The organism is Pantoea sp. y20, assembly GCF_054903455.1.
The window spans coordinates 3,545,177-3,570,720 of the sequence record NZ_CM142816.1; the positions used below are offsets into that span (position 1 = coordinate 3,545,177).

21 protein-coding genes are annotated in these 25,544 nt (G+C 53.7%); 11 read left to right on the top strand and 10 right to left on the bottom strand.

Annotated elements, in window-relative coordinates:
• The first annotated feature begins 155 nt into the window (after positions 1-155).
• Together metC and ACYAC5_RS16390 are read left to right on the top strand one after the other, a co-directional pair.
• Positions 156-1,346 (top strand): cystathionine beta-lyase, encoded by a 1,191-nt coding sequence (gene metC / locus ACYAC5_RS16385; RefSeq protein WP_192412117.1) that lies wholly within the window; start codon positions 156-158, stop codon positions 1,344-1,346.
• Between the two features lie 98 nt (positions 1,347-1,444).
• Complete coding sequence (locus ACYAC5_RS16390) at positions 1,445-2,107, top strand: DedA family protein (protein ID WP_101761796.1); 663 nt, start codon at positions 1,445-1,447, stop codon at positions 2,105-2,107.
• Here ACYAC5_RS16390 and ACYAC5_RS16395 read toward each other — a convergent pair whose 3' ends face one another.
• A complete protein-coding gene (locus tag ACYAC5_RS16395) occupies positions 2,108-3,019 on the bottom strand; it encodes an AraC family transcriptional regulator (protein ID WP_462062028.1) in 912 nt (303 codons plus the stop codon). It abuts the gene before it with no gap.
• 205 nt (positions 3,020-3,224) lie between these two features.
• Here ACYAC5_RS16395 and dkgA point away from each other — a divergent pair, with 205 nt between their 5' ends.
• Entirely contained in the window at positions 3,225-4,052 is an 828-nt protein-coding gene (gene dkgA / locus ACYAC5_RS16400; protein ID WP_462062029.1) for a 2,5-didehydrogluconate reductase DkgA, read from the top strand.
• Positions 4,053-4,143: 91 nt separating this feature from the next.
• On the opposite strand, the gene ACYAC5_RS16405 is transcribed toward dkgA, so the two are convergent.
• The 4 genes from ACYAC5_RS16405 to parC all read right to left on the bottom strand — a co-directional run bounded on the left by ACYAC5_RS16405 (position 4,144) and on the right by parC (position 10,112).
• Positions 4,144-5,286, bottom strand: coding sequence for an IS481 family transposase (locus ACYAC5_RS16405; protein ID WP_462062030.1), 1,143 nt, complete (start codon positions 5,284-5,286; stop codon positions 4,144-4,146).
• Positions 5,287-5,515: 229 nt separating this feature from the next.
• Positions 5,516-6,943 carry a cell division protein FtsP gene (gene ftsP, locus ACYAC5_RS16410; protein ID WP_462062031.1) on the bottom strand — a complete coding sequence of 476 codons (1,428 nt, stop codon included), beginning with the start codon at positions 6,941-6,943 and terminating at the stop codon, positions 5,516-5,518.
• Positions 6,944-7,062: 119 nt separating this feature from the next.
• Complete coding sequence (locus ACYAC5_RS16415) at positions 7,063-7,800, bottom strand: 1-acylglycerol-3-phosphate O-acyltransferase (protein WP_101763012.1); 738 nt, start codon at positions 7,798-7,800, stop codon at positions 7,063-7,065.
• A gap of 41 nt (positions 7,801-7,841) precedes the next feature.
• Positions 7,842-10,112, bottom strand: a complete 2,271-nt coding sequence (gene parC, locus ACYAC5_RS16420) for a DNA topoisomerase IV subunit A (protein ID WP_137386541.1) — start codon at positions 10,110-10,112, stop codon at positions 7,842-7,844.
• Positions 10,113-10,519: 407 nt separating this feature from the next.
• Between parC and ACYAC5_RS16425 the strand changes: the two genes are divergently transcribed.
• The 6 genes from ACYAC5_RS16425 (at position 10,520) to ACYAC5_RS16450 (ending at position 15,865) form a co-directional block, all read left to right on the top strand.
• Entirely contained in the window at positions 10,520-12,082 is a 1,563-nt protein-coding gene (locus ACYAC5_RS16425; RefSeq protein ID WP_101763010.1) for a BglG family transcription antiterminator, read from the top strand.
• 17 nt (positions 12,083-12,099) lie between these two features.
• Positions 12,100-12,570: a PTS sugar transporter subunit IIA gene (locus ACYAC5_RS16430; protein ID WP_061720482.1), complete on the top strand. Its 471-nt coding sequence runs from the start codon at positions 12,100-12,102 to the stop codon at positions 12,568-12,570.
• 24 nt (positions 12,571-12,594) lie between these two features.
• Positions 12,595-12,909 (top strand): PTS fructose transporter subunit IIB, encoded by a 315-nt coding sequence (locus ACYAC5_RS16435; protein WP_101763009.1) that lies wholly within the window; start codon positions 12,595-12,597, stop codon positions 12,907-12,909.
• Positions 12,910-12,920: 11 nt separating this feature from the next.
• On the top strand, positions 12,921-14,012 hold the full coding sequence (locus tag ACYAC5_RS16440; protein ID WP_101763008.1) for a PTS fructose transporter subunit IIC: 1,092 nt from the start codon (positions 12,921-12,923) through the stop codon (positions 14,010-14,012).
• 9 nt (positions 14,013-14,021) lie between these two features.
• Positions 14,022-14,873 (top strand): class II fructose-bisphosphate aldolase, encoded by an 852-nt coding sequence (locus ACYAC5_RS16445; protein ID WP_462062032.1) that lies wholly within the window; start codon positions 14,022-14,024, stop codon positions 14,871-14,873.
• A gap of 128 nt (positions 14,874-15,001) precedes the next feature.
• Positions 15,002-15,865, top strand: coding sequence for a ketose-bisphosphate aldolase (locus ACYAC5_RS16450; RefSeq protein ID WP_101763006.1), 864 nt, complete (start codon positions 15,002-15,004; stop codon positions 15,863-15,865).
• Between the two features lie 61 nt (positions 15,866-15,926).
• Here the strand turns inward: ACYAC5_RS16450 and ACYAC5_RS16455 are convergent, their stop codons facing one another.
• Positions 15,927-16,688 carry a transporter substrate-binding domain-containing protein gene (locus tag ACYAC5_RS16455; RefSeq protein WP_192412120.1) on the bottom strand — a complete coding sequence of 254 codons (762 nt, stop codon included), beginning with the start codon at positions 16,686-16,688 and terminating at the stop codon, positions 15,927-15,929.
• A 163-nt stretch (positions 16,689-16,851) separates the two neighbouring features.
• Between ACYAC5_RS16455 and ACYAC5_RS16460 the strand changes: the two genes are divergently transcribed.
• Both ACYAC5_RS16460 and ACYAC5_RS16465 read left to right on the top strand, forming a co-directional pair.
• Positions 16,852-17,430 (top strand): NAD(P)H-dependent oxidoreductase, encoded by a 579-nt coding sequence (locus tag ACYAC5_RS16460; protein ID WP_192412121.1) that lies wholly within the window; start codon positions 16,852-16,854, stop codon positions 17,428-17,430.
• A 31-nt stretch (positions 17,431-17,461) separates the two neighbouring features.
• Positions 17,462-17,770: a putative quinol monooxygenase gene (locus tag ACYAC5_RS16465; RefSeq protein ID WP_210081107.1), complete on the top strand. Its 309-nt coding sequence runs from the start codon at positions 17,462-17,464 to the stop codon at positions 17,768-17,770.
• Between the two features lie 82 nt (positions 17,771-17,852).
• Here the strand turns inward: ACYAC5_RS16465 and ACYAC5_RS16470 are convergent, their stop codons facing one another.
• The 4 genes from ACYAC5_RS16470 to ACYAC5_RS16485 form a co-directional block, all read right to left on the bottom strand.
• Positions 17,853-20,981: an Ig-like domain-containing protein gene (locus ACYAC5_RS16470; RefSeq protein ID WP_462062033.1), complete on the bottom strand. Its 3,129-nt coding sequence runs from the start codon at positions 20,979-20,981 to the stop codon at positions 17,853-17,855.
• A 205-nt stretch (positions 20,982-21,186) separates the two neighbouring features.
• Positions 21,187-22,059 carry an OmpA family protein gene (locus ACYAC5_RS16475; protein WP_137386547.1) on the bottom strand — a complete coding sequence of 291 codons (873 nt, stop codon included), beginning with the start codon at positions 22,057-22,059 and terminating at the stop codon, positions 21,187-21,189.
• A gap of 67 nt (positions 22,060-22,126) precedes the next feature.
• Positions 22,127-24,319 (bottom strand): Ig-like domain-containing protein, encoded by a 2,193-nt coding sequence (locus ACYAC5_RS16480; protein WP_462062034.1) that lies wholly within the window; start codon positions 24,317-24,319, stop codon positions 22,127-22,129.
• 266 nt (positions 24,320-24,585) lie between these two features.
• The gene (locus tag ACYAC5_RS16485; protein ID WP_192412124.1) at positions 24,586-25,485 is read right to left on the bottom strand and encodes a LysR substrate-binding domain-containing protein; all 900 of its coding nucleotides are present in this window, start codon (positions 25,483-25,485) and stop codon (positions 24,586-24,588) included.
• Between the last annotated feature and the right edge of the window lie 59 nt (positions 25,486-25,544).

Genomic DNA, 25,544 nt, shown 5'->3' on the forward strand with positions numbered 1-25,544 from the left:
ACTATTTACAAAGCAAAGATGCCCGCCATTTCCACAAGTTAGCGGATGTTATGCGCAATACTGGCCTCACTCTGATAATCCGCAATCAGGCTCAACCCGCTACACTGATTCGTGGTAACGTGAATGTTTTGTGGGAAATGTCAGGAAAGGCAGTGATGGCAACGAAAAAAATAGACACCACGCTTGTCAGCGCGGGACGCAGTAAACGTTACACGCAAGGCTCAGTTAACAGCGTAATTCAACGCGCTTCATCCCTGGTTTTTGACACGGTCGCCGACAAGAAACGTGCTACCGCTGGCCGCGCGTCAGGCGAGCTGTTTTATGGTCGTCGCGGCACCCTCACCCATTTCTCGCTGCAAGACGCCATGACCGAGCTGGAAGGCGGCGCAGGTTGCGCGCTCTATCCGTGCGGCGCGGCGGCGGTCTCTAATGCCATTTTGTCCTTTGTCGAAGCCGGCGACCATATTCTGGTGAGCGGCGCGGTCTATGAACCGACACAGGATTTCTGCTCGAAAATTCTCAGTAAGCTGAACGTCACCACCACCTATTTCGATCACTGCATCGGCAGCGAAATTGGCGAACTGGTGCAGCCGAATACGCGCGTGGTGTTCCTGGAATCACCGGCGTCGATCACCATGGAAGTGCAGGATATTCCCGCGATTGTTGCCGCCGTGCGCGCCAAAGCGCCGGAGGCGATCATCATGATCGATAACACCTGGGCGGCGGGCGTGTTGTTTAACGCGCTGGAGCATGGCATCGATATTTCGATTCAGGCCGGCACCAAATACATCATTGGTCACAGCGACGCGATGATTGGCACGGCGGTAGCAAATGAGCGTTGCTGGCCGCAGCTGCGCGAGAACTCCTATCTGATGGGCCAAATGGTCGATGCCGATACCGCTTATATGGCGAGCCGCGGCATTCGTACGCTGGGCACACGTCTGCGTCAGCACGAAGAGAGCGGATTGCAGGTGGCGGAATGGCTGGCCACGCAGCCGGAAGTGGCGCGCGTTAATCATCCGGCGCTGGCGCAGTGTAAAGGCCACGCATTCTGGCAGCGCGATTTCAGCGGCAGCAGCGGTTTGTTCTCGTTCATCCTGCATGAAAAACTGAGCCGTGAGCAGCTGGCAAATTACCTCGATCACTTCCACCATTTCAGCATGGCGTATTCGTGGGGCGGCTATGAATCCCTGATTTTGGCGAACCAGCCTGAAGAGCTGGCGGCGATTCGTCCGGCGGGCGGCGTGGATTTTGACGGCACGCTGGTGCGTCTGCATATCGGCCTCGAACATGTCGATGACTTGCTGGATGATCTTAAAGCCGGTTTTGCACGTTTAAGAAGTTAAACAGAAGATAAACCACGCTGTGGCGGCGATGAGAGATCAACGTATGCAATGCCACAGAAGGTTAAAATTAGACTCCTTGTGACTCGATGGAATAGCTGATGGGTGTTTTACATGAGATTGTCCAGGCGCTTTGGCATCAGGATTTTGCCGCGCTCGGCAATCCGGATGTGGTTTGGATTGTCTACGGCGTGATGTTTTTAACGCTGTTTCTGGAAAACGGTTTGCTGCCCGCGTCATTCCTGCCGGGCGATAGCCTGCTGTTACTGGCGGGCGCGATGGTCGCCAAAGGTGTGATGGACTTCGTGCCGACCATTGTGATTCTGACCACGGCGGCCAGTCTCGGCTGCTGGCTCAGCTATCTGCAAGGACGCTGGCTCGGCAACACCAAACTGGTGAAAAGCTGGTTGCTGCATCTGCCCGCGCAATATCATCAGCGCGCGTGGAATATGTTTAACCGCCACGGTTTGATGGCGCTGCTGGTTGGCCGCTTCCTGGCCTTTGTGCGCACCTTACTGCCGACCATGGCCGGGATTTCCGGCTTAAACAATGGCCGCTTCCAGCTGTTTAACTGGCTGAGCGGCTTGTTGTGGGTTGGAATTGTGGTGACGCTGGGCTACGGCATCAGCCATGTGCCCTTTATCAAGCGCCATGAAGATCAGGTGATGGCGATCCTGATGATTCTGCCGATCGCGCTGCTGTTTATCGGCCTGGCCGGCAGCATTGTGGTGATCTGGAAAAAACGCCGCCAGAAACTCTCCTGATTACGACGCGGCGTCAAACGGTAAGGTTTGACGCACGCGGCTCGCCTCTTCTCCCGGCGTCACGCCGAAATAGCGCTTAAACTCACGCGAAAACTGCGATGGGCTTTCATAACCGACGCGCACCGCCGCCGCGCTGGCTTTCATGCCATCCTGCAGCATCATCAGGCGCGCCTGATGCAAGCGATAGCGCTTAAGGTATTGCAGCGGCGAGGTTTGCGTCACCGCTTTGAAGTTATGATGAAACGCCGAAACGCTCATGTTCACTTCAGCGGCCAGCATGTCGACGCTCAAACTCTCCGCGAAGTGGTTTTCGATGCGACGCAGCGCGCGCGCAATCTGGCTGAACTGCGTCTGACGATTGACCAGCGACAGCAACGCGCCGCCAATCGGTCCGGTTAACACGTAATAGATGATCTCGCGCACCAGCTGCGGCCCCAGCACGCGGGCGTCGCGCGGGTTATTCATCACATCCAGCAAGCGTTCGGCCGCACACAGCATCTCTTCGCTCATGAACGCCGAATGGATGCCGGAGGTTTGTGCCTGCGGCTGGAACTGCTCGTCATCGCCGATATCCATCAGCAAATCCTGCAGGCTGGCGACATCCACGCTCAAACACATGCCGGCCAGCGGCTCCGCCAGCGTGGCTTCGGTTTCGCACTCCACCGGCAGCGGTACGGTGAGCATCAGATATTTGGTGGCGTCGTAGTGGAAAACGGTGCTGCCGAGATAGCCGGTTTTACGCCCCTGAAACAGAATCACGATGCCGGGTTGATACATCATCGGCGTACGCGGCAAGGTTTCGCAGGCATAGATCAATTTGACATTTTCTACCGTGCACAGCGGCTTATGCAGGTCACTCATCAGCGCAACTACGCGCTGCGCTAGCTGGCGGCAAAGGGCGTCGTTTGGCATGCATCTCTCTCAGGCAGCAAAAAAGTCAGTTTGCCGTAAGGCTGTACAAAGCTCCATCATTCTGGAGAATCAGGCAAGATTCTTGCAGAAATCTATCAGGCAAAAGTGCCGCCCGCTTGCCACAATGATCCTGAGGTGAGGTTTGTTGACTAGACTTAAGCACATCTTTTCTACGGTAAGTCCCTGCAACAGATAAGGAGCAATTATGGCAGATCAACCCATTATTAAATTGCGCGACGGCAACATGATGCCGCAGCTTGGCCTCGGCGTGTGGCAAGCGAGCATTGAGGATGCGCGCAACGCCATCCTGGAAGCCCTGAAAGTTGGCTATCGCTCCATCGATACCGCCGCTATCTACAAAAATGAGGAAGCGGTTGGGCAAGCGCTGCAAGAGACCGACGTGGCGCGCGATGAGATTTTTATCACCACCAAGCTGTGGAACGACGACCAGACCAACTGGCAACAGGCAATGGAAACCAGCCTGAAGAAGTTGCAGTTAGAGCAGGTGGATTTGTATCTCATGCACTGGCCGTGCCCGGAAAAAGATCACTACGTTGAAGCCTGGAAAGGTTTGATTGAGCTGCAGCAACAGGGCTTAACCAAGAGCATCGGCGTATGTAACTTCCACGAGGCGCATCTGAAGCGTTTGATCGATGAAACCGGCGTGTCGCCGGTGGTGAACCAGATCGAGCTGCATCCTATGCTGCAACAGCGCACGCTGCATGCGTGGAATGCGCTGCACCAGATTCAAACCGAATCCTGGAGCCCGCTGGCGCAAGGCGGTAAAGGCGTGTTTGATCAGGAGATTATCCGCGAGCTGGCGAAGAAATATAGCAAGACGCCGGCACAAATCGTGATTCGCTGGCATCTGGATAGCGGCCTGGTGGTGATTCCGAAGTCGATTACCCCGGAACGCATTCGTGAGAATTTCCAGGTGTTTGATTTTAGGTTGGATAAAACTGAAGTGAGTGAGATCAGTAAGCTGGATAGCGGCAACCGTTTGGGACCGGATCCGGAGGCGTTTAACGGGTAGAATGGCGCGCGTTTCCCCTCACCCTAACCCTCTCCCGCTGTACAGTCCGGGGACATGGTAGACAGGTGTTCGGGGACATGGTGAACACTTTTTAACATCCTTTACCCATGGTGATCGACTTTTTCTTCAGGTCGATCACCCCCACTTTTGTGCTGTACCACCATACCTCGTAGCACCCGTCTTCCTGCATCTCCTTCAGGCCAACGTGCTCTCCCCTGAACGCCTTGCCTGCCTTCAGACTCAGGCCTTTTATACTCAGCTTCCCGCTGATATCCACCTTCCTGACCATCACGCCCTCGTCGTATTCCGCTGACGTTACGCTGGCGCTGTACTGCCGAGCCGATGGCTGATAGCGCGACGCCGGCACCGCCATATCCAGCGCCTCATGCGGGCGTTCAAGGTTATAAACCGTCCGCCAGTGGTCGAAGGCGCGCTGCAGCTCACCGTCGTCCGCGAACCACTTCCCCTGCAGCACTTCAGCCTTCAGGCTGCGGTGAAAGCGCTCCAGCTTGCCCTGCGTCTGCGGATGATAAGGCCGGGAGTGCCCCACCCGGATACCCTGTCGCATAAGCCACAGCTCGACGGCCGTCCAGGTCCCGGTAGTGTCGCCCCACGGTGAACCGTTATCCATCGTCATCCGGTCCGGCAGGCCGTAACGTTCAAAGACGCTGACCAGCTGCTTCTGCACCGTCTCACGCCGCTCATCAGCGCAGTGTACGAGGCAAAGCGAGAAGCGGGAGTGATCGTCAAGGAGGGTAAGCGGGTGGCAGCGGCCGCCGCCAAAGGGAAAATGCCCCTTGAAATCCATCTGCCAGAGCTGGTTCGGGGCCGCATGTTCAAACCGGCCCGTGGCCGGGACACCCGGAGCTGAGCCCGGCAGCAGGTCGTGGCGGGCCATCAGGCTGTGGACGGTGCTGAAGGCGGGCATGCGGTGTCCGCGGTCTTCGAGCCAGCGCTTTATCTTGCGCGCGCCCCAGTGCTGATGAAGTTCATGCGCCATACGAAGCAGGTCAGTGATGTCGTCAGACGAGCGGTTGGGAGAGTGATGGGGTATGCAGGGGCGGTCCTCAAGACCGGATTCTCCCTCTTCAGCCCAGCGGCGAAGCCACTTGTAGGCAGTGGCGGAAGAAATGCCGTAGTGACGGCAGAGTGCGCGGATGTTCGCCCCGTCTTGCGAGGCGAACAGAACAAACTCTTTACGTAATGACATGGTATCTCTCGCATCCCAGGACATAAGCGACTCCATAAACGGGTTCTTATGCCTTAGTTGTAAGTGTCTACCATGTCCCCGAACAAGTGTTCACCATGTCCCCGGACTGTACACCCGCTAGCGGGAGAGGGAACCGTAAGGTGCGTTTTGCTCGCTCTGCTCCCTCGCCCGCTTGCGGGAGAGGGAACCGTAAGGTGCGTTTTGCTCGATCTGCTCCCTCGCCCGCTTGCGGGAGAGGGCTGGGGTGAGGGCATTAAGACGCTGAATTCACCAATAACTGCCCCGCCGTCCCGCGATCTGCCATCTCTAACGTCTGGCTGTAATAGACAAACGGGAAATGATCCGACGAACTCTGCGGGAAGCTCACCAGCAGTTCCACGCTGCCATCCACCCAAACGGTATCTTTCCAGCCGCGATCTTCGCCCATCGGCTGCGCGCCATTGACGTTCTTAATCAGGAACATCACGCCCTGAATATGCAGCGATTGCGGGCGATCCGCGTGGATAATCCAGCGCTCAAAGGTGCCCTGCTGCACGGTGGTATCGATGCGGTTCATGTCCCACAACACGCCGTTAATGCCCGGCTCGCTATCGCCAATGCGGAATTCGCGCGTGCGCACCGCCACACCATCAAGAATCTGATCCGCCAGCAAACGCATCGGCAGATTGTCAGTCACCAGCGGCAATAAACCGGTTGGGCGTAAGCTCAGCACCAGCGTATTGGTCAGAATCGATGACGGCTCAAACAATCCGCGCAGGCGATCCATCAAACCCGCCGCCGTTCCGGCCATGATCGAAACTTCATCGCCCTGCGACATATCCACCAGCACTTCACGACGTTCGCCGGGAGCCAGCGTCAGCAGCTGCACCGCCACCGGCGCAGGCAGGAAGCCCTGATCGCTGGCGATCACCGTAAAGGGACGACTATCGGAGAAGGTGAGATCGAAGCGGCGCGCGTTCGAGCCGTTCAGCAAACGCAAACGCACCCAGCCGCGCGACACTTCGACATAGGGATTTTGCACGCCGTTCACCAGCAGCACGTCGCCCATAAAACCGCCGCTGGAGGGCGGGTTATAAACCGGCGTGGCGAAGTTATCGAGGCGCTTGTCCTGAATAATCAGCGGGAAATCATCGACGCCATAATGCTTCGGTAGCGGCAGCGATTTACTGACGTCATCTTCCACCAGCCACATGCCGGCGAGTCCGTTGTAGACGTGCGGCGCCATGCGATTTGGCGTATTGGCGTGATACCACAATGTGCCCGCGCCCTGACGAATCGGCAGCACCGGCGCCCAATCAGCTCCGGCCGACATCATGCGCGGCGCACCGCCCATTAACGCGCCCGGCACCTGCAAACCGCTGACGGTCATCGATACCGGTTCGTTGAGGCGGTTGCTGTAAATCAGCTTCACATCGTCGCCGCTATACACGCGCACCGTTGGGCCGAGATACATGCCGTTAAAGCCCCACACCGGCACTTTGTTGCTGTTGCCGCTGAAAGACCAATGGCTGCGCTGCAAGGTGAGAAACAGCGGCTGACCGCGACGTGATTCAATCAGCGGTGGAATAGGAAGTGGCGTATCGCCCAATGGCGCGGCGGCGCGGGCGGCGAAAGGCATAGCACCGGAAGCCAGTGCGACACCGGCAGAAAGCTGAATAAACTGACGTCTGCTGCAAGACATAAAACTTCAGACCTTTTGAGCGTGGCGTGAGGACGCCGTGTCCATGTTGTTCTAATTAATGATGAGTTGCTGTGTGGCTTGAGAACGGGGCAGATGATCACCTGCCCCATTTTGGCTGCTCAGAGTTTACCGTTTTTTTCGCGTTCGGCGACTTCGGCGTTCAATTCTTCCAGTTTAGTCGACATTAATTCACGGCAGTGCGTGGCGAGCTTACGCACCGAGGTGGTGGCAAACTGCGAGGTATCGACCGGCGGCAACATCTCCACAATTACCAAACCGTTGTTCCAGCGGTTCAGCTTGATCTTGTCGTGGGTGTTGGAAACCACAATCGGGATGATTGGCACACCGGCTGCTACCGCTGCATGAAACGCACCGGTTTTGAACGGCAGCAAACCACGACCGCGGCTGCGCGTCCCTTCCGGGAACATCCAGAACGAAATGCGCTTTTTGTTGAACTGTTCCACCAACTCACCGATGGTGCCGTGCGCTTTGGAGCGGTTATCACGGTCAATCAGCAGGTTACCGGTCAGCCAGTAGAGCTGGCCAAAGAACGGAATCCACAGCAGGCTTTTCTTGCCCACGGTCACCGTGGTCGGCTGCACGATTTTGGCCGCCGTGATCATGTCGTAGTTGTTCTGGTGGTTAGCGATATAGATCGCGTTACCGTAATGCGCGGCTTCCGCCGGTTTACGCAGTTCCACTTTGAGACCAAACACCGTCGACAGACGACCGAGCAGATGGCCGAAGGTTGCGACGTGACGCGGATTACGCGGTGAAAACAGACACCAGATACAGCCAACAATACTGACCAGAATCGAATAAACAATAACAATAATTGCTCGTAAAATTAGTAACATAGATTCCTCAAATGGGGCATTCCATCGCCTGAATTACAGCGTTACTCTTCACTCGCGTCGGCTTTCGGACGCGCTGGTGCATTCACTTCTACGCTATCGATGCGTTGCAGGCCACGCGCCACGCTGCCGCGACGACCGCGCTCGGCACGCACTTTCTGCAGATCTTCATCACGCATGATCAGCTTACGTTTACCGACATATACGGTGATTGACGCGCCCGGCGGCAGAATCAGCAACCATTGTAGTTTGTCGGTGCCCGCCGCGGCTTCCGCTGCAGGAATCGAAATGATCTTGTTGCCTTTGCCTTTCGACATCTGCGGCAGATCGCCAACCGGGAACATCAACATGCGTCCGGCCTGGGTAATTGCCAGCAGCATATCATCGCCCGAATGTACCGCCATTGGCGTCATCACTTTGGCGTTTTCCGGCAGCGTCAGCAGCGCTTTACCGGCACGGTTGCGCGACACCAGATCGGCAAAGGTACAGATGAAACCGTAACCGGCGTCAGAGGCCATCAACAGCTTCTGATCGTCGGGCTCCATCAGCACCTGCTCAATCACCGCGCCCGGCGGTGGCGTCAGTTTGCCGGTGAGCGGCTCGCCCTGTCCGCGCGCGGACGGCAATGAGGTCGGATCCAGCGTGTAGCTGCGTCCGGTGGAGTCGATAAAGGCCACCGGCTGATTGCTCTTGCCGCGTGCGGCGGCCAGATAGCTGTCGCCCGCTTTGTAGCTTAAGCCCGCCGGATCGATATCGTGACCTTTGGCGCTGCGCACCCAGCCCATCTGCGACAGCACGATGGTCACCGGCTCAGCGCTCACCAGCTCGGTTTCGCTCAGCGCTTTGGCTTCTTCGCGCTCGTGCAGCGGCGAACGGCGATCGTCGCCGTAGGTTTGGCTATCGGCCAGCAGCTCTTTCTTCAGCAAATTGCTCATCTTACGCTCGGACGCCAGAATCGCCTGCAGCTGATCGCGCTCTTTTTCCAAATCCGCCTGCTCGCCGCGAATCTTCATCTCTTCCAGTTTGGCGAGATGGCGCAGTTTCAGTTCGAGAATCGCTTCGGCCTGGGTTTCGCTGATGTCAAAACGCGACATCAGCACCGGCTTCGGCTCATCCTCGGTACGGATGATGTGGATCACTTCATCAATATTGAGGAACGCCACCAGCATACCTTCAAGAATATGCAGGCGACGCAGCACGCGATCTAAACGATAGTTGAGGCGGCGCGTCACGGTATCGCGGCGATACACCAGCCATTCAGAGAGGATTTCCAGCAGGTTTTTCACCGCCGGACGGTTATCCAGTCCGATCATATTCAGGTTAACGCGGTAGCTTTTTTCCAGATCGGTGGTGGCAAACAGGTGATTCATTACTTGCTCGAGATCCACGCGATTGGAGCGCGGCACAATCACTAAACGCGTCGGGTTTTCGTGGTTGGACTCATCACGCAGATCTTCCACCATCGGCAGCTTTTTATTGCGCATCTGGTTAGCGATCTGCTCCAGCACGCGTGCGCCCGACACCTGATGCGGCAACGCGGTGATCACCACATCACCATCTTCTTTTTTCCACACCGCACGCTGACGAATCGAACCGCGACCGCTCTGATAAATCTTACGGATTTCGCTGCGTGGCGTGATGATCTCCGCTTCGGTCGGGTAATCCGGACCTTGCACAATATCCAGCAGCTCATTCAGCGTGGTTTTCGGGTTGTCGATCAGCTTGACCGCTGCTTCCGCTACTTCGCGCAGGTTATGCGGCGGAATGTCGGTCGCCATCCCCACGGCGATGCCGGTGGTGCCGTTGAGCAGAATGTTGGGCAGACGCGCCGGCAACATCTTCGGCTCCTGCAGGGTGCCGTCGAAGTTCGGGATGTAATCGGACGTGCCCTGACCGAGTTCACCCAGCAGGATTTCAGCGTATTTAGACAGGCGCGATTCGGTGTAACGCATCGCGGCGAAGGATTTTGGATCGTCCGGCGCACCCCAGTTTCCCTGGCCATCCACCAGCGGATAGCGGTAGGAGAACGGCTGCGCCATCAACACCATCGCTTCATAACAGGCGCTGTCGCCGTGCGGATGGTATTTACCCAGCACGTCACCAACGGTACGCGCCGATTTTTTGAATTTAGCATTGGAATTGAGACCCAATTCCGACATGGCATACACAATACGGCGCTGCACTGGCTTGAGGCCATCGCCGATGTACGGCAGCGCGCGGTCCATGATCACGTACATGGAGTAGTTCAGGTACGCGTTTTCGGTAAACGTGTGCAGGGCAAGACGCTCTGCACCATCCTGCGTCAATTCGCTCATTCAGCTCGCATCCTCACTTCGTGGCCCGCAACGGCGGGACATCCGGCGGTCATTTGGCGAGGATATTACCTTATTCGTGCGGTTTAGTCACAGAGAAGCCCGTTCAGCAAACAGAATCGTCTTGCATTAAATAGCGTGATATTGGTTGGAAAATTAAAACGGAATGGGAGCCATGTCACAGTGAATATCGGCAATAATCTGTGAGCAACTTCGCAATTAATATCGCGAGGCAATTAGCGTATTAATAGTGTCCGCAAGCCAGGACAACATTTAGTATTGTTGCTTAGTGATTACTCTCCTAAATTCATACTCCACAAGCCCCACATTTTTGCGCGTCTGATTTCTGGCATGGAATAAATATAACCACCAATTAGCCATAAACGTTTTGCCAAAATAAGGGTGAACGAATGCAAATACTGACTTCGCGACAACACCGATTAGTAAAATTGCTGCTGCATCATGCCGCACCGCAGCCGACAAAAGAATTAGCTTTACAGCTTGGCGTGTCGGAGAAAACCATCCAGCGCGATTTGCAATGGCTGGAGAGTTGGCTTCGCGACTGGTCGCTGCAGCTGGAAAAAATGCCGGGACGCGGCATACGTCTGCGGGTAGACGATCTGCAGCAGCGTCTGCAACTGGAGCAGCAGCTTAACGGCGACGAAAGCAGTTCGGATGCGCTGAGCCACAACAGCCGACGGGTGAAAATTGCCTCGCAGCTGCTGAGCGATGCGCCACGCGCAACTTCAATCAGTAAATTGTCGGAACGCTACTTTATTAGTCATGCGTCAATCGTGAATGACCTGAAGGTGATCGAAGAGTGGCTGCAGCCGCTGGGTTTGGTGCTGCAGCGCGGCCCCGGCGGCACCCACATCGAAGGCAATGAGCAGACGCTGCGCCAGGCGATGGTGTCGCTAATTAATGATGTGATGCAGCAAAACGTCGCCGGCACGCCGCTGCTACCACGCCTCGATCCCGGCAGCCAGCAAGCGCTGGTGCACTATTTTGGCGACGAGGATGTGGCTTTTGTGCAGGCGCTGCTGCAGCAAATGGAGCAGCAACTGAGTTATCCGTTGGGCGACGCGTGGTACCTCAATCTCTGCACCCATATTCTGATCATGATGCATCGCATGGCGCAAGGTAACGCGCTGGCGCTGGAAACCCTGACCAGCGCGCAGGATCTTGACCAGCGCATTCTGAAGATTGCCCAAAATATGGTGGTGCAGATTGAACAGCGCATGTGCTGCGCATTGCCCGCCGATGAAGTGGGTTTTATTTATCAATATATTGTCTCGTCCGGCATTGTGGTGGAAGAGCGTGGCGATAATGCCCCGCTGCATAATCAATTTTCCACCGCTGAATCAGTGAAAATAACCTGTGAATTAATCGATCGCTTCGCGTCATTTATTCAGCAGGACTTAGCGCAGGACCGATTATTATTTGAAGGGTTATTAGTTCATATAAAGCCATTATTAAATCGACTCAAATATCATATTCACATTCGTAATCCGCTGCTGGAGGATATTCAGCAGGAGATGAAGGAAATATTTTCATTAACGCAACAGGCGATGCAATTAACCGCGCGCAGCCAGGGACTTTCATCGGTGGCGGATGACGAAATAGGTTATCTGTGCGTGCATTTCCAGGCAGCGCTGGAGCGACAAATCGCCCACAAACGCATTCTGGTGGTGTGCTCCAGCGGCGTGGGAACCTCGCATCTTTTGAAGAGTCGCATTCTGCGCGCCTTCCCGGATTGGGAGATTGTCGGCGTGGTTTCCGCCAGTAATCACGCGGAGTTTTGCCAGCGAGAAACGGTGGATTTGGTGATTACTACTATTCACCTTAACGCCGGAGCGGTTCCGGCGGTGTATGTCAGCGCCTTTTTTAACGATGACGATATTCGGCGGGTGACTGACGCCATGATTGGCAGCCAGCTGCCTGACGGCGCCTCCTGCGCTTTGGCTGAACATTAATTGAATGAGGATTGATCATGGATATTTCGCGCATTCTGACGCCGCGCCGCGTTAACCTGGCGCTGACCGCCACCACCAAAGAGCAAGCGATTCATGAGCTCACCGATTTGCTCTACCACGACGGCGCCATCAGCGACCGCGCCGCCTTTATTGAAGACGTCTGGCTGCGGGAAGCTGAAGGTTCCACCGGCTTCGAAAATCATATCGCCATCCCGCACGGTAAATCCGCCGCGGTGAAACAAACCACGCTCGCCATCGGCCGCACCCAACACGACATACCGTGGGAAACGCTCGATGGCAGCCAGGTGCGCTGCATCATCCTGTTCGCGGTGCGACTGGAAGATCAGAACACCACCCATATTCGCCTGTTGTCGCAGGTGGCCAGTGCGCTGGCCGATGATGAGGTGATAGCCCAACTGCTGGTGGAAAACGATGCCAGCAATATCATCCGGCTGTTTAGTCAGTACGCCGAAACCGACCTCTGTTAACACCCTAACTCTCTGAGGTGACACATGAATATTGTCTGTGTAGCGGCCTGCACGGCAGGCATCGCGCATACCTATATTGCGCGCGAAAAACTGATTAAAGGGGCCCACGCGCTGGGCCACACCATCCACGTTGAAACTCAGGGCACCATCGGCACCGAAACGGCGCTGACGCAGCAAGATATCGCCGCTGCGGACGTGGTGATCCTCGCCGTTGACGTGAAGATCAAAGGCGAGGAGCGCTTTCAGGGCAAACCCATTGTGCGAGTGAAAACCGAAGTAGTGATCAAATCACCGGTGAAATTCCTCGAAAAAGTGGCGGATTCACTGGCGCGCGCCTGAGGAGATCCATCATGAGTGACAACAAACGTCAGTACGGCCAGGAGATCAAAGGGCATTTGCTTACCGGGATCTCGTGGATGATCCCGCTGATCGTCGCCGCCGGGATCTGCATCGCGCTCGGCCAGGTGATCGGCGGGCCGGATGTCGGCAAACAGACCGGCACTCTCGCGTGGATGTTGAATCAGATCGGCGGTTGGGGCATGGGGCTAATTGTGCCGCTGATCAGCGCGGCGATTGCTTACTCGATTGCCGATCGTCCCGGCTTCGCGCCTGGCCTGATCGTCGGTTTTATCTGCGGGCAGATCGGTACCGGCTTTATCGGCGGCATCTTCGGTGGCTTCCTGGTCGGTTACACCGTGCTGCTGCTGCGCCGCACCATTAAGTTGCCGAAATCGATGCAGGGCTTGATGCCGATTATGGTGCTGCCGGTGCTGAGCACCATTATCGCTGGGCTGCTGATGATGACCTTCATCGGCCAGCCGATTGTCTGGCTGCAGAAGGCGCTGATTGCCCTGCTGGAGTCGATGCAAGGCGGTTCGAAATTTGTGATGGGCGCGATCCTTGGCGCGATGGCCACCTTCGACTTCGGCGGTCCGGTGAATAAAACCATGTCGCTGTTCGCCGACGGCATGCTGGTTGACGGCATTTACGGACCGGAAGCGGTGAAGTTTGTTGGCTCAATGATTCCGCCGTTCGGCATCACGCTCTCTTATCTGCTGAGCCGCAACAAATATACCAAAGCGGAAAAAGAAGCGCTAAAAGCCGCCTTCCCGATGGGCATCTGCATGATTACCGAAGGCGTGATTCCAATTGCAGCGCGCGACCTGTTCCGCGTGGTCGGCAGCTGCGTGGTGGCCTCCGCCATCGCCGGTGGGCTGATTATGGTGTGGGGGGTCGGCGCACCGGTGCCGCACGGCGGCATGTTTGTGGTGCCGCTGTTCACTAAACCCTGGCTGTTCTGTTTGGCACTCGGCATCGGCACCACGGTGTGCGGCGTGATGCTGTCGGTATTGAAAAAGCCGGTGACGCAGGCGGATGAAGAGTTCGATGACGTGGAAGCCCCCGGCGTCCGCGATGAAGAGATCAAATTCACTCTGGAATAAGGAGCCACCATGTTTGCCATGATGAACGACCTGATTCAGGCCGCCGCCCAACAGCGCTATGCGGTGTTAGCGATCAACTGCTTCAACCTTGAAACCGCGCGCGCCGCCATTCAGGCCGCCGAGCAGCAGCGCGCTCCGCTGATCCTCAATGTTTATCAGGGACACAGCGCGCACTTCCCGCCTGCTGTCGCGGTGCCGTTAGTGCGTGCGCTGGCCGAGACTGCCAGCGTGCCGGTGGCGCTGGCACTCGATCACGGCAAAGCCTTTCCGCTGATTGGTCAGGCGTTTCGCGCCGGTTTTACCGGCTTAATGATCGATGCCTCTTCTGAACCGCTCGCCGAGAACATTCGCCAGACCGCCGCCGTGGTGAAGATGGCGCATACCGCCGGCGTGTGCGTCGAGGGCGAGCTAGGACATATTGCCGATGCGCCAACCTACGAACTGGCTGATGCCTCAGTGAAGATGACGCAGGTGGCCGATGTGCTGCCGTTTATCGAGCAAACCCACATTGATTTGCTGGCGATTTCGGTCGGTACCGCGCACGGGCTCTATCCGGCGGGCGTGAAGCCAAAGATCGACTTTCAGCGCTTGCAGGAGTTGCAGGCCATTTCTTCGCGACCGCTGGCGCTGCACGGCGGATCGGGCACGCCCGCTGAGGATATTCGCCGCGTTAGTGAGTTTGGCGTTGCTAAGATCAACGTCGGCGCGGCGGTGTTTGATGCCGGAAAAATGGCGGTGGAACAGGCCTTGAAGCAGCATCCTCACGCTGAGTTAGCCGATGTGCTTGGGCTGATGGAGTCCGCCTGCCGTGAAGTGGTGGCGGAGTATCTGAGCTGGTCGGGATCGGCGGGCAAGGTTTAGTCATCAGGTTGGTTGGTGTTCGCCATGAATGGCGACACAAGGTCGCATTATCAATTTCACATTCATATCCACTATCGGGTCGGCGCATGCGTCGGCTCCGGTAAACATCACGCTGAGGAAATATTAACATGTTGATTTCAATGAAAGAGATGTTGGCACCAACTCGTGAACACCGCTACGCGATTGGCGCTTTTAACGTGGCCGACAGCTGCTTTATCCGCGCGGTAGTTGAAGAAGCTGAAGCTACCCATACGCCGGCGATCATTTCCATCCATCCAAGCGAGCTGGAGTTTGTCACTGATGAGTTCTTTGGCTATGTGCGCGAGCGCACGCTGAAAAGCAAAGTGCCGTTCACCATCCACCTCGATCACGGTGCGTCCATTGCTCAGGTGCTGCGCGCTATTCAATGCGGCTTTACCTCAGTGATGATCGATGGTTCATTGCTGCCTTATGAAGAGAATGTGGCGCTGACCAAAGAAGTGGTGAAACTGGCGCATGCGGTGGGCGTTTCGGTGGAAGGTGAACTCGGCACCATCGGCGATACCGGCACTTCAGTGGAAGGCGGCGTGAGTAAAGTGATCTACACCGAACCGGCGCAGGCAGAGGATTTCGTGCAGCGCACCGGTGTGGATACGTTGGCGGTAGCGATTGGCACCGCGCACGGCATCTACCCGAAAGATATGAAGCCTGAGCTGCAGATGCATATCCTCAGAGACATTGCGCAGCGCACCACTATTCCGCTGGTGCTGCACGGCGGTTCAGCAAATCCGGATGCCGAGATCGCGGAAGCGGTGACGCTGGGCGTGGGCAAAATCAATATTTCCAGCGACATGAAGTTCGCCTATTTCGCTAAGCTGCGCGAGATTTTGGCACGCGAAACCTGGTGGGATCCGAATGTGATTTATCCCGATGCCATTGCGGCGGCGAAGGAAGTCATTCGCTACAAAATGAATCTGTTTGGCGGGTTGGGTAAGGCGAGTTTGTATCGCTGAGTTCTGTTATCTGGTGCGCGTTATGGCGCACCAGAAACTCAGATCGCCAGGAATGGCGTCGCTACTTCGCGCCTAACCATTTCTTCGTAATCTGGGCGTATTCGCCGGTGGCGGTGCTGAGATGCAGCCACTGATCGACATACAACTTCCAGCTCATATCATCGCGCGGGATCATGTAGGCCTTCTCGCCGTACTGCATCGGTTTGTCCGGATTGATGGCGCACAGCGTGGGATAATGCTGCTGCTGGAACAGCGCTTCAGACGCATCGGTGATCATTACGTCCGCTTTGTTATCCACTAACTGCTGGAAAATCCCCACGTTGTCAGCCAGCTGCAGCGTTGCCTGCGGCAGATGGCTGTGCACGAAGGCTTCGTTGGTGCCGCCTGCCGGTTCGATCACGCGCACGCTCGCCTTGTTAATCTGCTCAACCGTCTGATATTTCGCTTTATCAGCACAGCGCACCAGTGGAATTTTTCCATCGATGCCGAGCGGCTGGGCAAACCAGGCGATCTGCTGACGCTTGAGGGTGACCGATACGCCGCCCAATGCGATGTCACACTGCTTGGCCACAAAATCATCGCTCAGGGTTTTCCATGTGGTTGGCACCCACTGCACTTTTGCACCCAGGCTTGCCGCCAGCGATTGCGCCATGCTGATATCCAATCCTTCGTATTGGCCATCGCTGCGCAAATAGCTATATGGCTTGTAATCACCGGTGGTACAGACTTTTAAGGTTTTGCTTGCGCGGATGTCATCGAGGTGGGATTGCGCCTGAGCAGCGCCCGTCACCAGAAATAATACACTCAGTATCGGGGTTTTCATGTTTTCTTCTTTTATGGGAGTTGATGTTGGTTTGCTCACGGATTGTTTCATAACCCTGCGTATTATTGCTTTATTAGCAAAAGTGTTGTGATCAATCACGCATTTTTCTCGCTGCTGCGCGCGCGTAGAGTGTGCGGCATCAACGAGAAACGGAGCGGATGACATGAACTTTTTAATTATCGATGGTGGCAAAACCTTCGCCCATTCGAAAGGCGAACTGAACCATACCTTAACTGACGTCGCAGCCAGCCAGTTGCGCGATCTTGGTCATCAGGTACAGGTAACGATTGCTGACAGCGACTACAACGTGGCAGAAGAAGTGCAGAAATACCTCGACAGCGATGTGGTGATTTATCAAATGCCAGGCTGGTGGATGGGCGAGCCGTGGACAGTAAAAAAGTATATCGATGATGTCTTCACCGAAGGTCACGGTTCACTGTATGCCAGCGATGGCCGCACACGCAGCGATGCCGGTAAAAAATACGGCTCCGGCGGCCTGATTCAAGGTAAGAAATACATGCTGTCATTGACCTGGAACGCTCCGCTGGAAGCCTTTAACGATCCTGAGCAATTCTTTGAAGGCGTGGGCGTGGACGGTTTGTATCTGCACTTCCATAAGGCCAACCAGTTCCTCGGCATGGAAGGTTTACCGACCTTTATCTGTAACGATGTAATTAAAATGCCGGACGTACCGCGCGATATCGAACGTTATCGGACTCATCTCAACCAGATCTTTGCTTAACTGTAAGCACCCAGGGAAAAGAGGAAGCATTATGTTAACCGTCGTTGCAGAGATTTGTGTCAAACCGGGCCGTCGCCAGGTGGTTTTGGATGCGATTAACCAGCTGATTCCTACCGTGCTGGAAGAAGATGGCTGTCATCAATATGACGCGTTAGTTGATCATCAGGCGCAAGTGCCTTGGAAACAGAATTCACCCGATTCCATTTTCATGCTGGAGCTGTGGGAATCACTGCGTCATCTGGAGCAGCATCAGCAGATGCCACACATGGATGCACATCGCGCGTTGATTAAAGATGAAGTGGTTGATGTGAAGATCCTGGTGCTGGAACCGGCTAAGTAAGCCGATTTTTTCTCGTTCATCATTATGCATAAAAAAGCCCCGGTCTTTCGATCGGGGCTTTTGTTTCGCAGCTAATCAGAAATTAGTGCTGTTGTTCCTGCAGCAGGTGCTGTGGAACCATCACTTCAGCATCGCCACCGTTGTTCTGGTAAACGTTATATTCAACGCCTGCCACGGTTACGGTGCCATTTGCCTGGCTCCAGTTATTCACGTCTTCACCTTCCGGCAGGATGTCTTGCAAGGTCACTTCCTGCGCAGAATCCGAAATCATCAACTGCGTTTTACCGTTGTCGATGAATAACGAGTCATCGCTCATGGACAGAATATCCGTCAGTGACATGCTCATCAGCGCTTCGTTGAATGAGTCTGGGAACAGGTCGCCTGGATCGATAGGCTCTGGTGGAGTAACGTCGACGTTCACATCGAACGATTCTTCACCGGCCACTTCATTACCCGCCGCGTCACGGTAACCGAAGGAGATATGGTAGCTGCCTTCAGCCAGCTCATTGGTATCCAGCGTCCATTTGCCGTTGGTCACCACCGCGCTGCCAATAATTTCAGTACGAGCCGCATCGCCATAGACCACTACCACGGTGCCATCTTCTTTACCGGTACCGTTCAGCTTCATGACCCGACCGTTGATATCCGACCCGATCGGGCGGGTAAAACCTTCTACATCAAGGAATGAACCACCGGTGTAAGTACCAGCCTGTGGTGCGGTCAGATCCACATCAAAGTTGATGCCGTCATTGATAGGGCCTTTCACACCTGAAGCGCTGACAGGTTGAACGCGGATATTATGCGCACCTTCCGTCAGGGCAGGCAGATCAATACTCCATTTACCATCAACTACGGTTGCTGAACCGATCTGTTTTTCGCCATCATAGATAATGACTTTAGAACCGTTTTCACCGGTACCGCGTACGGTTGGTGATTTGTCATCAGTGATGCCGCCATCAAGGATCTGACCAGTGATGACGCCCACGTCATCCCACAATTCGAAGTCCGTGATTTCGTCCGGCACTTTGGTATCGATAATCAGTTCAATTGGATCGGAACGATCGGAGGTGTTGCCCGCCGGATCGGTAATTTCAACCACCACGTCGTAATCACCATCACCGATTGGATCGGTTGGGGTGACTGTCCAATCACCTTTCTCGTCAACGACGCCGCTACCAATGACCTGCTCTTTGCCGTCTTTATCAATGATGATGATTTCCACAACGTCACCCGGCGTTGCACCGCCACCGGTGAACTCCGGCTGGGTTTCGTCAGTTGGCGTGCCTGGCTGGATGACGCCCTGCTCATCACCGGTGTTGTCGATAATGCCCGGAGCGACCGGTTTTTCAGGTGCAGTTAAATCCACCACGATGGTGACCGGATCTGAGAAGTCTGAACTTTTGCCAGTTTTTGGATCTTCGACTTTGATCTTCAGCTCATGAGAACCTTCTACCAGTGGATCAAGCTCGATTTCCCATTTGCCATCTTTGCCTACGGCAGCAGAACCAATGACTTTGTCTTTATCGTAAACATAAACAATTTCACCCTCTTCACCTGAACCGCGCAGCACTGGGGTGTCATCGTTGGTTGCATCACCGCTCACCAGTGGACGCTCTTCTGCACCGTTGTTGGCGACAATCTCTTCAATCTGTGCCGGAGGCAGCGTTTGGGTATCAACAATCACAATGAACTCTTCTGATGGAGTAGAAGCAGCACCACCTTTGGAGACGGAATCTACGCGCAGCGCATGTTTGCCTTCGGCCACATCCAGTTCGTAAGACCATTGACCACGTGAGTTGGCAATAACGGTTGCAACTAATTTTTCGCCATCCCAGATACGTACAATGGAGCCGGCATCCGCTTTACCCGACAGCGACAGAGTGGTGTCGTCAGTGGTATCGCCTGATTTCAGCTGACCGGTTACGCGGCCTACGTCATCGTAAACACCTTCCAGTGAAGGCGCTTCAGGTGCAGTAGCATCCAGTTTCAGGATGAAGTTGTCTGATTTCGGACTCATACGACCGTAGCGATCCTGATACGCTACGTTGAAGATATAGGTATCATCCGTGGTCAGTTCCGGTGTGAAGGTCCAACGTCCATCACCGCCAGCGGTCACGCTGCCGATCGGTGCTGAATCAACGCCGTAAATGAAGACCAGCGATCCCGGTTTAGCCACGCCTGACAGCGTTGGGTTTTTATCATCAGTGTATTGACCCGAAGTTAAGTGATCAACATTACCTTCGTCGTCAATGACGCGCAGGATCTGTGGTGCTTCCGGAGCGCCTGCTTCGACATGCAGAATGATTGAGGTAGCGGGACCCCAGTTATTAGCGCTATCGCGAACACGCGTCTGATAGTAGTAGGTCCCATCTGGCAGTTCATCAGACTTGAAATGTAAATTGCCATCCTTATCTGCGGTAACAAGATACACTTCATTGTTCAGCGTAATTTGAACCTGTGCGAAAGGTTCGACTTTAGGTGATATCTCGATAAAGCTTTTATTGGTATATTTTTCAATAGCATTACCATGAGTACCAAAATTATTGGTATTTGCAGTCGCATCCTCAGACGGCTGCGACTCTGCAGTTGGGCCTTCGGCCATCACTACTGCGCCCGCTTCAACTTTCACAATGAATGGCGCTGAGACTGGGCTTTCATGTTTGCCAGCATCCTTAGCCACTACGGTCAGGCTGTGTTCGCCATCAGCCAATTCTGGAGTAATGGTCCATGCCCCCATGCTATTAGCTTTGACTGAAGCAATCGGATCTTTTCCACCGTTGTCATACAGGTAAACGATCGCGTCCGGCTCCGCTACGCCTGAAATGACAGGCTTGTGTTCATCGGTAATTTCGCCCGGATTCAAATTACCTTTATTACTACCGGTGTTATCTACCACACGCCAGATTTCTGGCGCTTCTGGAGCTTGGGTATCCAGATTTACAATGAAGGACGTTGGTGGTGCACGGTTACCCGCTTTATCGATGGTGATCAACTGCACGGTATGTAAGCCTTCGTCCCAGCCCGTTGGCGGTGTAAATGACCACTTACCATTTTCATCGATAGGTGCTTTGTAAACCACACCATCAATAAGAATCTCAACACGACCACCGGCATCTTTTAGATCGACTTGTTTATCTTTCCAACCAAATTTTTTGTCGGTAATAGTACTGATTTTCATTTCTTTAATTTCATTAATGCTGTTATTCGCCATGAATATATTCCTTTAAATATTTAGATTCGTGTTCCGGTTTCCTCCCGGAACGCAAGCATTCTCGACCAGTTAGTGAAATAACCAACACAGGACATGTCTTAATTAATGGTTTTTAATAGAATCATTAATTGTAAAGTGAAGTTGAAAAAAATGGCCTAAATTATAAAAAATCAGACCATTGGTTAATTTTTAGAAAGTGATAAAACTATTTATTCTCTACACTGATAATTACACGACGTTCGCCTTGATAGCATGCTTTCTGCTGCTTCAGGGAGCCCGCGCACTGCGCAGTGACCTGGCTTTCACCCATACTTTGCGATTGAATATAATCACTCGCGAGCCCGTTATTAACCAATAATTTCTTGATTGCATCCGCGCGGCGTTGGCCTAACTTGATGTTGCTTTCCTCCTCCCCAATCGGATCGGTAAAGCCGGTGACGATAATGCGCTGATCGGCTTTATTTTTGCTTTTCAACAAGGTTGCAAATTGTTGAATGGCGCTATGACCCTGAGCGGAAATATCGGCACTGTTCGCGCTACCAAAATTAAACAGCAAATCCGATGAAAACTCATAATTATCATAAGACTGTGTAGTTCCAGCCTTGCACGGCACCACCGCTGACGCGCGGGAAAGCAAATGAGTTTGCTGACGTGTTCCCACTAATTGCTGCTGAGCCTGTTCGCTATCCATCACCAGAGGACGGCCGGAACCGTCAAGGCTGGCAATGATATAATAGGTTTTGCCCGCCGCCAGATTATCGCGCCATGGTTGTTGCTGCTTGCCCTGATAACCTGGCGCATCATCGATATAACTTCCTAACGAATGTACACCCGGTTTCAGGCAAAACACCGTGTAGCCGCCGGTTAATAATGCCGTTTGGAATTCGCCATCAACATAGATGTGTGCTGCTTTATTATTATTATCGTCTGTAGCTCGATAATAAACGATGCGGGTTTGCTCTGAGGCCGCTGCCGGCATGGATTGCCAGGCTTTGCCAAAATTCGATTGCGCTTGGAGAGTTGCGCTGATGGACAATGACGCAAGCACCGTGGCAATAGCATATTTTTTAAGTTTCATTATAACTCCAGAAAACAGGCGCCAGACGACGCCTGTTTTTATTCTATTAATCGCAATGATGTGATAATTATTCAGATAAATAATGAATATCTAAATCCTTCAAAGCTGTAATATCGAGAGACATCACGCCGTCCACTGCAGAACTCTTAATATCCGCATCGAAAACCATATTACTTAAAATGCTTTCATCAATATTATTGAGTAATGCAGATTCTTCCTGCGCTTCATTGAATAACGTGTCACCGTTTGCCGAGAGCAGCTCAGATAATTCAACATGGCTGAGTAAATCAGGGAAGAGATCGCCCGGATCGATGGGTTCCGGTGGAATCGTATCGATCTCAACTTCAAAAGCTTCGGTTTTGGCTGTTACTACGCCTTCAGCATTTTTAAATGCCGCTTCAATCTTGTAAACATCATCAGATAACTCTGGCGTGGCGATACTCCACTTCCCGTTCTCATCTACGACAGAGGAGAGGTAATAATGGTTACTGCTCCCACTGAGCCAGATATAAACGATATCGCCCGCGTTGCCGGTTCCACCCACAAAAATCGTTGAATCATTCACCGCATCGCCGTTAGCAATAGGCTGTTTGCCGATGAAATACTTTTCGCCGTTATCCAACATTTCATCACGATACACGTCGTCAACCGCGCCAGTTACCGGTACATCGGGATTCGGAATCACTTCCTTGCCGGGATCAATAGGGTTATTCGGATCGTTAATTTCGATAATGACTTTTTCTGAAGGCGCAGATTCATTACCTGCTGGATCCACTTCAATAATCTGGAATTCATGATCGCCATTACCAATGGCTTTTTCTGGGGTGAATTGCCACTTTCCTTCGTCATCGACAACGGTGCTGCCGATAACCTGGCCGTTATCAATGATTTTAATGATGTCGCCTTTTTCACCGACGCCAGAGAAGGTTGGTGTGCTGTCTTGCGTTTCGCCACCATTTTCAATCAACTTACCTTCATCATCAGCGATGGCACCAATGCCTTTATTTTCTGGTGCTACGGTATCAACCTCGATAATCCAGGCTTCGGAAGGCAGCGATTTATTCCCGACTTCATCTACGACGACGATGCTGAAATCATGTTTACCCTCTGACAGCGTCGGGCTGGTGTAGGTCCAGTTACCCTCGCTGTCTACTTTGGCAGTGCCCAGCAACTGGCCATCTTTCCAGATTTCAACGGTAGCGCCCGCTTCGGCCTTACCCGCCAGCGTCGGCGTGTTGTCTTTGGTGATGCCATCTTTCACGATCTCTTTCGGCGGATTTACGCTGTCATCCACCATGCTACCAATGGTGCCCTTGGCAGGGGCGGTCAGATCGATAACGAAGCTCCAGGCCTCGCTTGAATCGCCTACTACGCCACTTTCATTGCGTTCACGTGTGGTGATGCTGTGGCTACCGGCGCCCAATGCTTTACCGGGTGTAAAGGACCATGTGCCGTTTTCACCAACCGTGGTTTCACCAATTTTTGTGCTGCCATCCCAAATTTCAATGACATTCCCTTTGGTGCCCGTGCCGTTCAGTGTCGGCGTGGTGTCATCGGTACGGCCGCCTTTCGCGATCAATCCGGTAATGCTGCCTACGTCGTCATACAGGCCGTTAACTACCGGGACGTTTACATTGCCGCCGCCGCTGTCGCCGCCACCTTTACCGCCGTCATCACCGCCCTTCCCGTTGTCTCCACCATTTTGATCGCTGCTACCGTTTTCGTGAGCGTTTTTATCCTGATATTGCTCTTTGGCTGCCACGTAGCCCAGGCCGGCGGCCGCAGCGATAGCCGCCAATCCGCCTAAAGCGATCAACGCCGGAGACCATTCAAATCCCGAGGCCAGCATGAAACCAGAATCGGTATCAACCGTGCTCTCTCCAAGCGCTAATGCGGTGGTTTCGCCATCAGCCAATGCGGCAGCATCGTGATCGGCATTACCATCGGTAGCGACGTATTCATGCATCGCGCCATCTTCAGCTTTACCAACTAAAGCACCTGATTTAGCAAAAAAGTCTTCGATAATCAGATCGGGTTCGCTGGCGTCGGATCCTTCCAGCATCACCAGCAGATCTTTCCCGACACGCTTAACGGTAATGTTTTCTGGTGCAACGCCGTCATTACCTTGGGTCAGCAAATATTTGCCGTTGGTAATAGCCTGAACTTTTGCAGCTTTACCGTCTTTACCTACACGCAATGCTTCCGCTTTCGTTATTGTTTTTTTATCAATAACCGCAACACTCACGGGCGAAACGTTCATGTTTAATCCCTTCCGTACATTAGATTTTGATTGTGCGATTGCGTACAAACGCAGCAATCTCCCTGGCTTAACCCACCTGTGCGGGCTCAAAGTGAGCGACATAATCGGGAAAGAGAGATTTCCGAGACATAAGAAACGTCCCGTTAGGAAAGAAAAAATTTCCCAACATTGACAGAAAAGTTATTAGTTAATTAACTATATGAATTAAAGCGTTTTTATAAATAAAGATATGAAGATGAAGGGTAAATTATTGAGCAGGAACAAGACTATAACAGATGATTTTCCTGAATTTTTTCGCGTAAAAAACTCAGAAAACAGGTAATGCGCGAGGTAAGGGATTGATTGCGATAATAGACCGCGTGGATGGGTAAACGCTGTTCACGGGTTTCCGTTGCTAAAACCTGTACCAGACGCCCACTGTCGCGATCTTCACGGCTGACAAAATCGGATAAACGTACGATACCTTGCCCAGCTAAAGCCAGTTGACGCAATGTTTCACCACTGGAGGCGGACAGCGTAGGTTTGATGCGCAGGAACTCGCCTTCGCGCTGCCAAACCGGCCAGACGTTGTGTACATCAAGTTGACTGAACCCCAACAGCTGATGGTTCGCCAGTGCATCAACGTTTTCCGGTACACCAAACTTTTCAAGATAATCTGGGCTGGCTAACAGGCGTATGGCGCTGCTTCCGAGCACACGCGCACGCAGCGTCGAATCGCGCAGTTCGCCGATGCGAATGGCGATGTCCGTTTGCTGCTCCAGCAGATCGATCACAATATCGTCGGTGTTTAATTCCAGCTGAATCAGCGGGTAGCGCTGACGAAACTCCGCCACCAGCGGCACAATGACGTGCAGGGTAAAAGGCGTATTGGCATTGACGCGTAAGCGTCCAGAAGGAATGTCCCGGCGCTGCGCGATCAGTTCTTCCGCCTGTTCAACCGACGCCAGAATCTGCCGCGCATGATCGAGAAAAATCAGCCCCTCTTCGGTCAATGCCAGGCGACGCGTGGTGCGATGCATTAAGGTGGTTTGCAGCTTACCTTCCAGCCGGCTAAGCGCACGGCTCACGCCAGAGCTGGTTTGATCTAACTGCTCCGCAGCTGATGTGATTGATCCGGTATCCACCACCGCAACCCAGGCACGTAACTCTTCCAGTGTTATTTTCAAATTCCCATCCTTAAAGATCGAGACCTGTCTTAGCGCGGTTTCTGACACTTTTGGCTTAA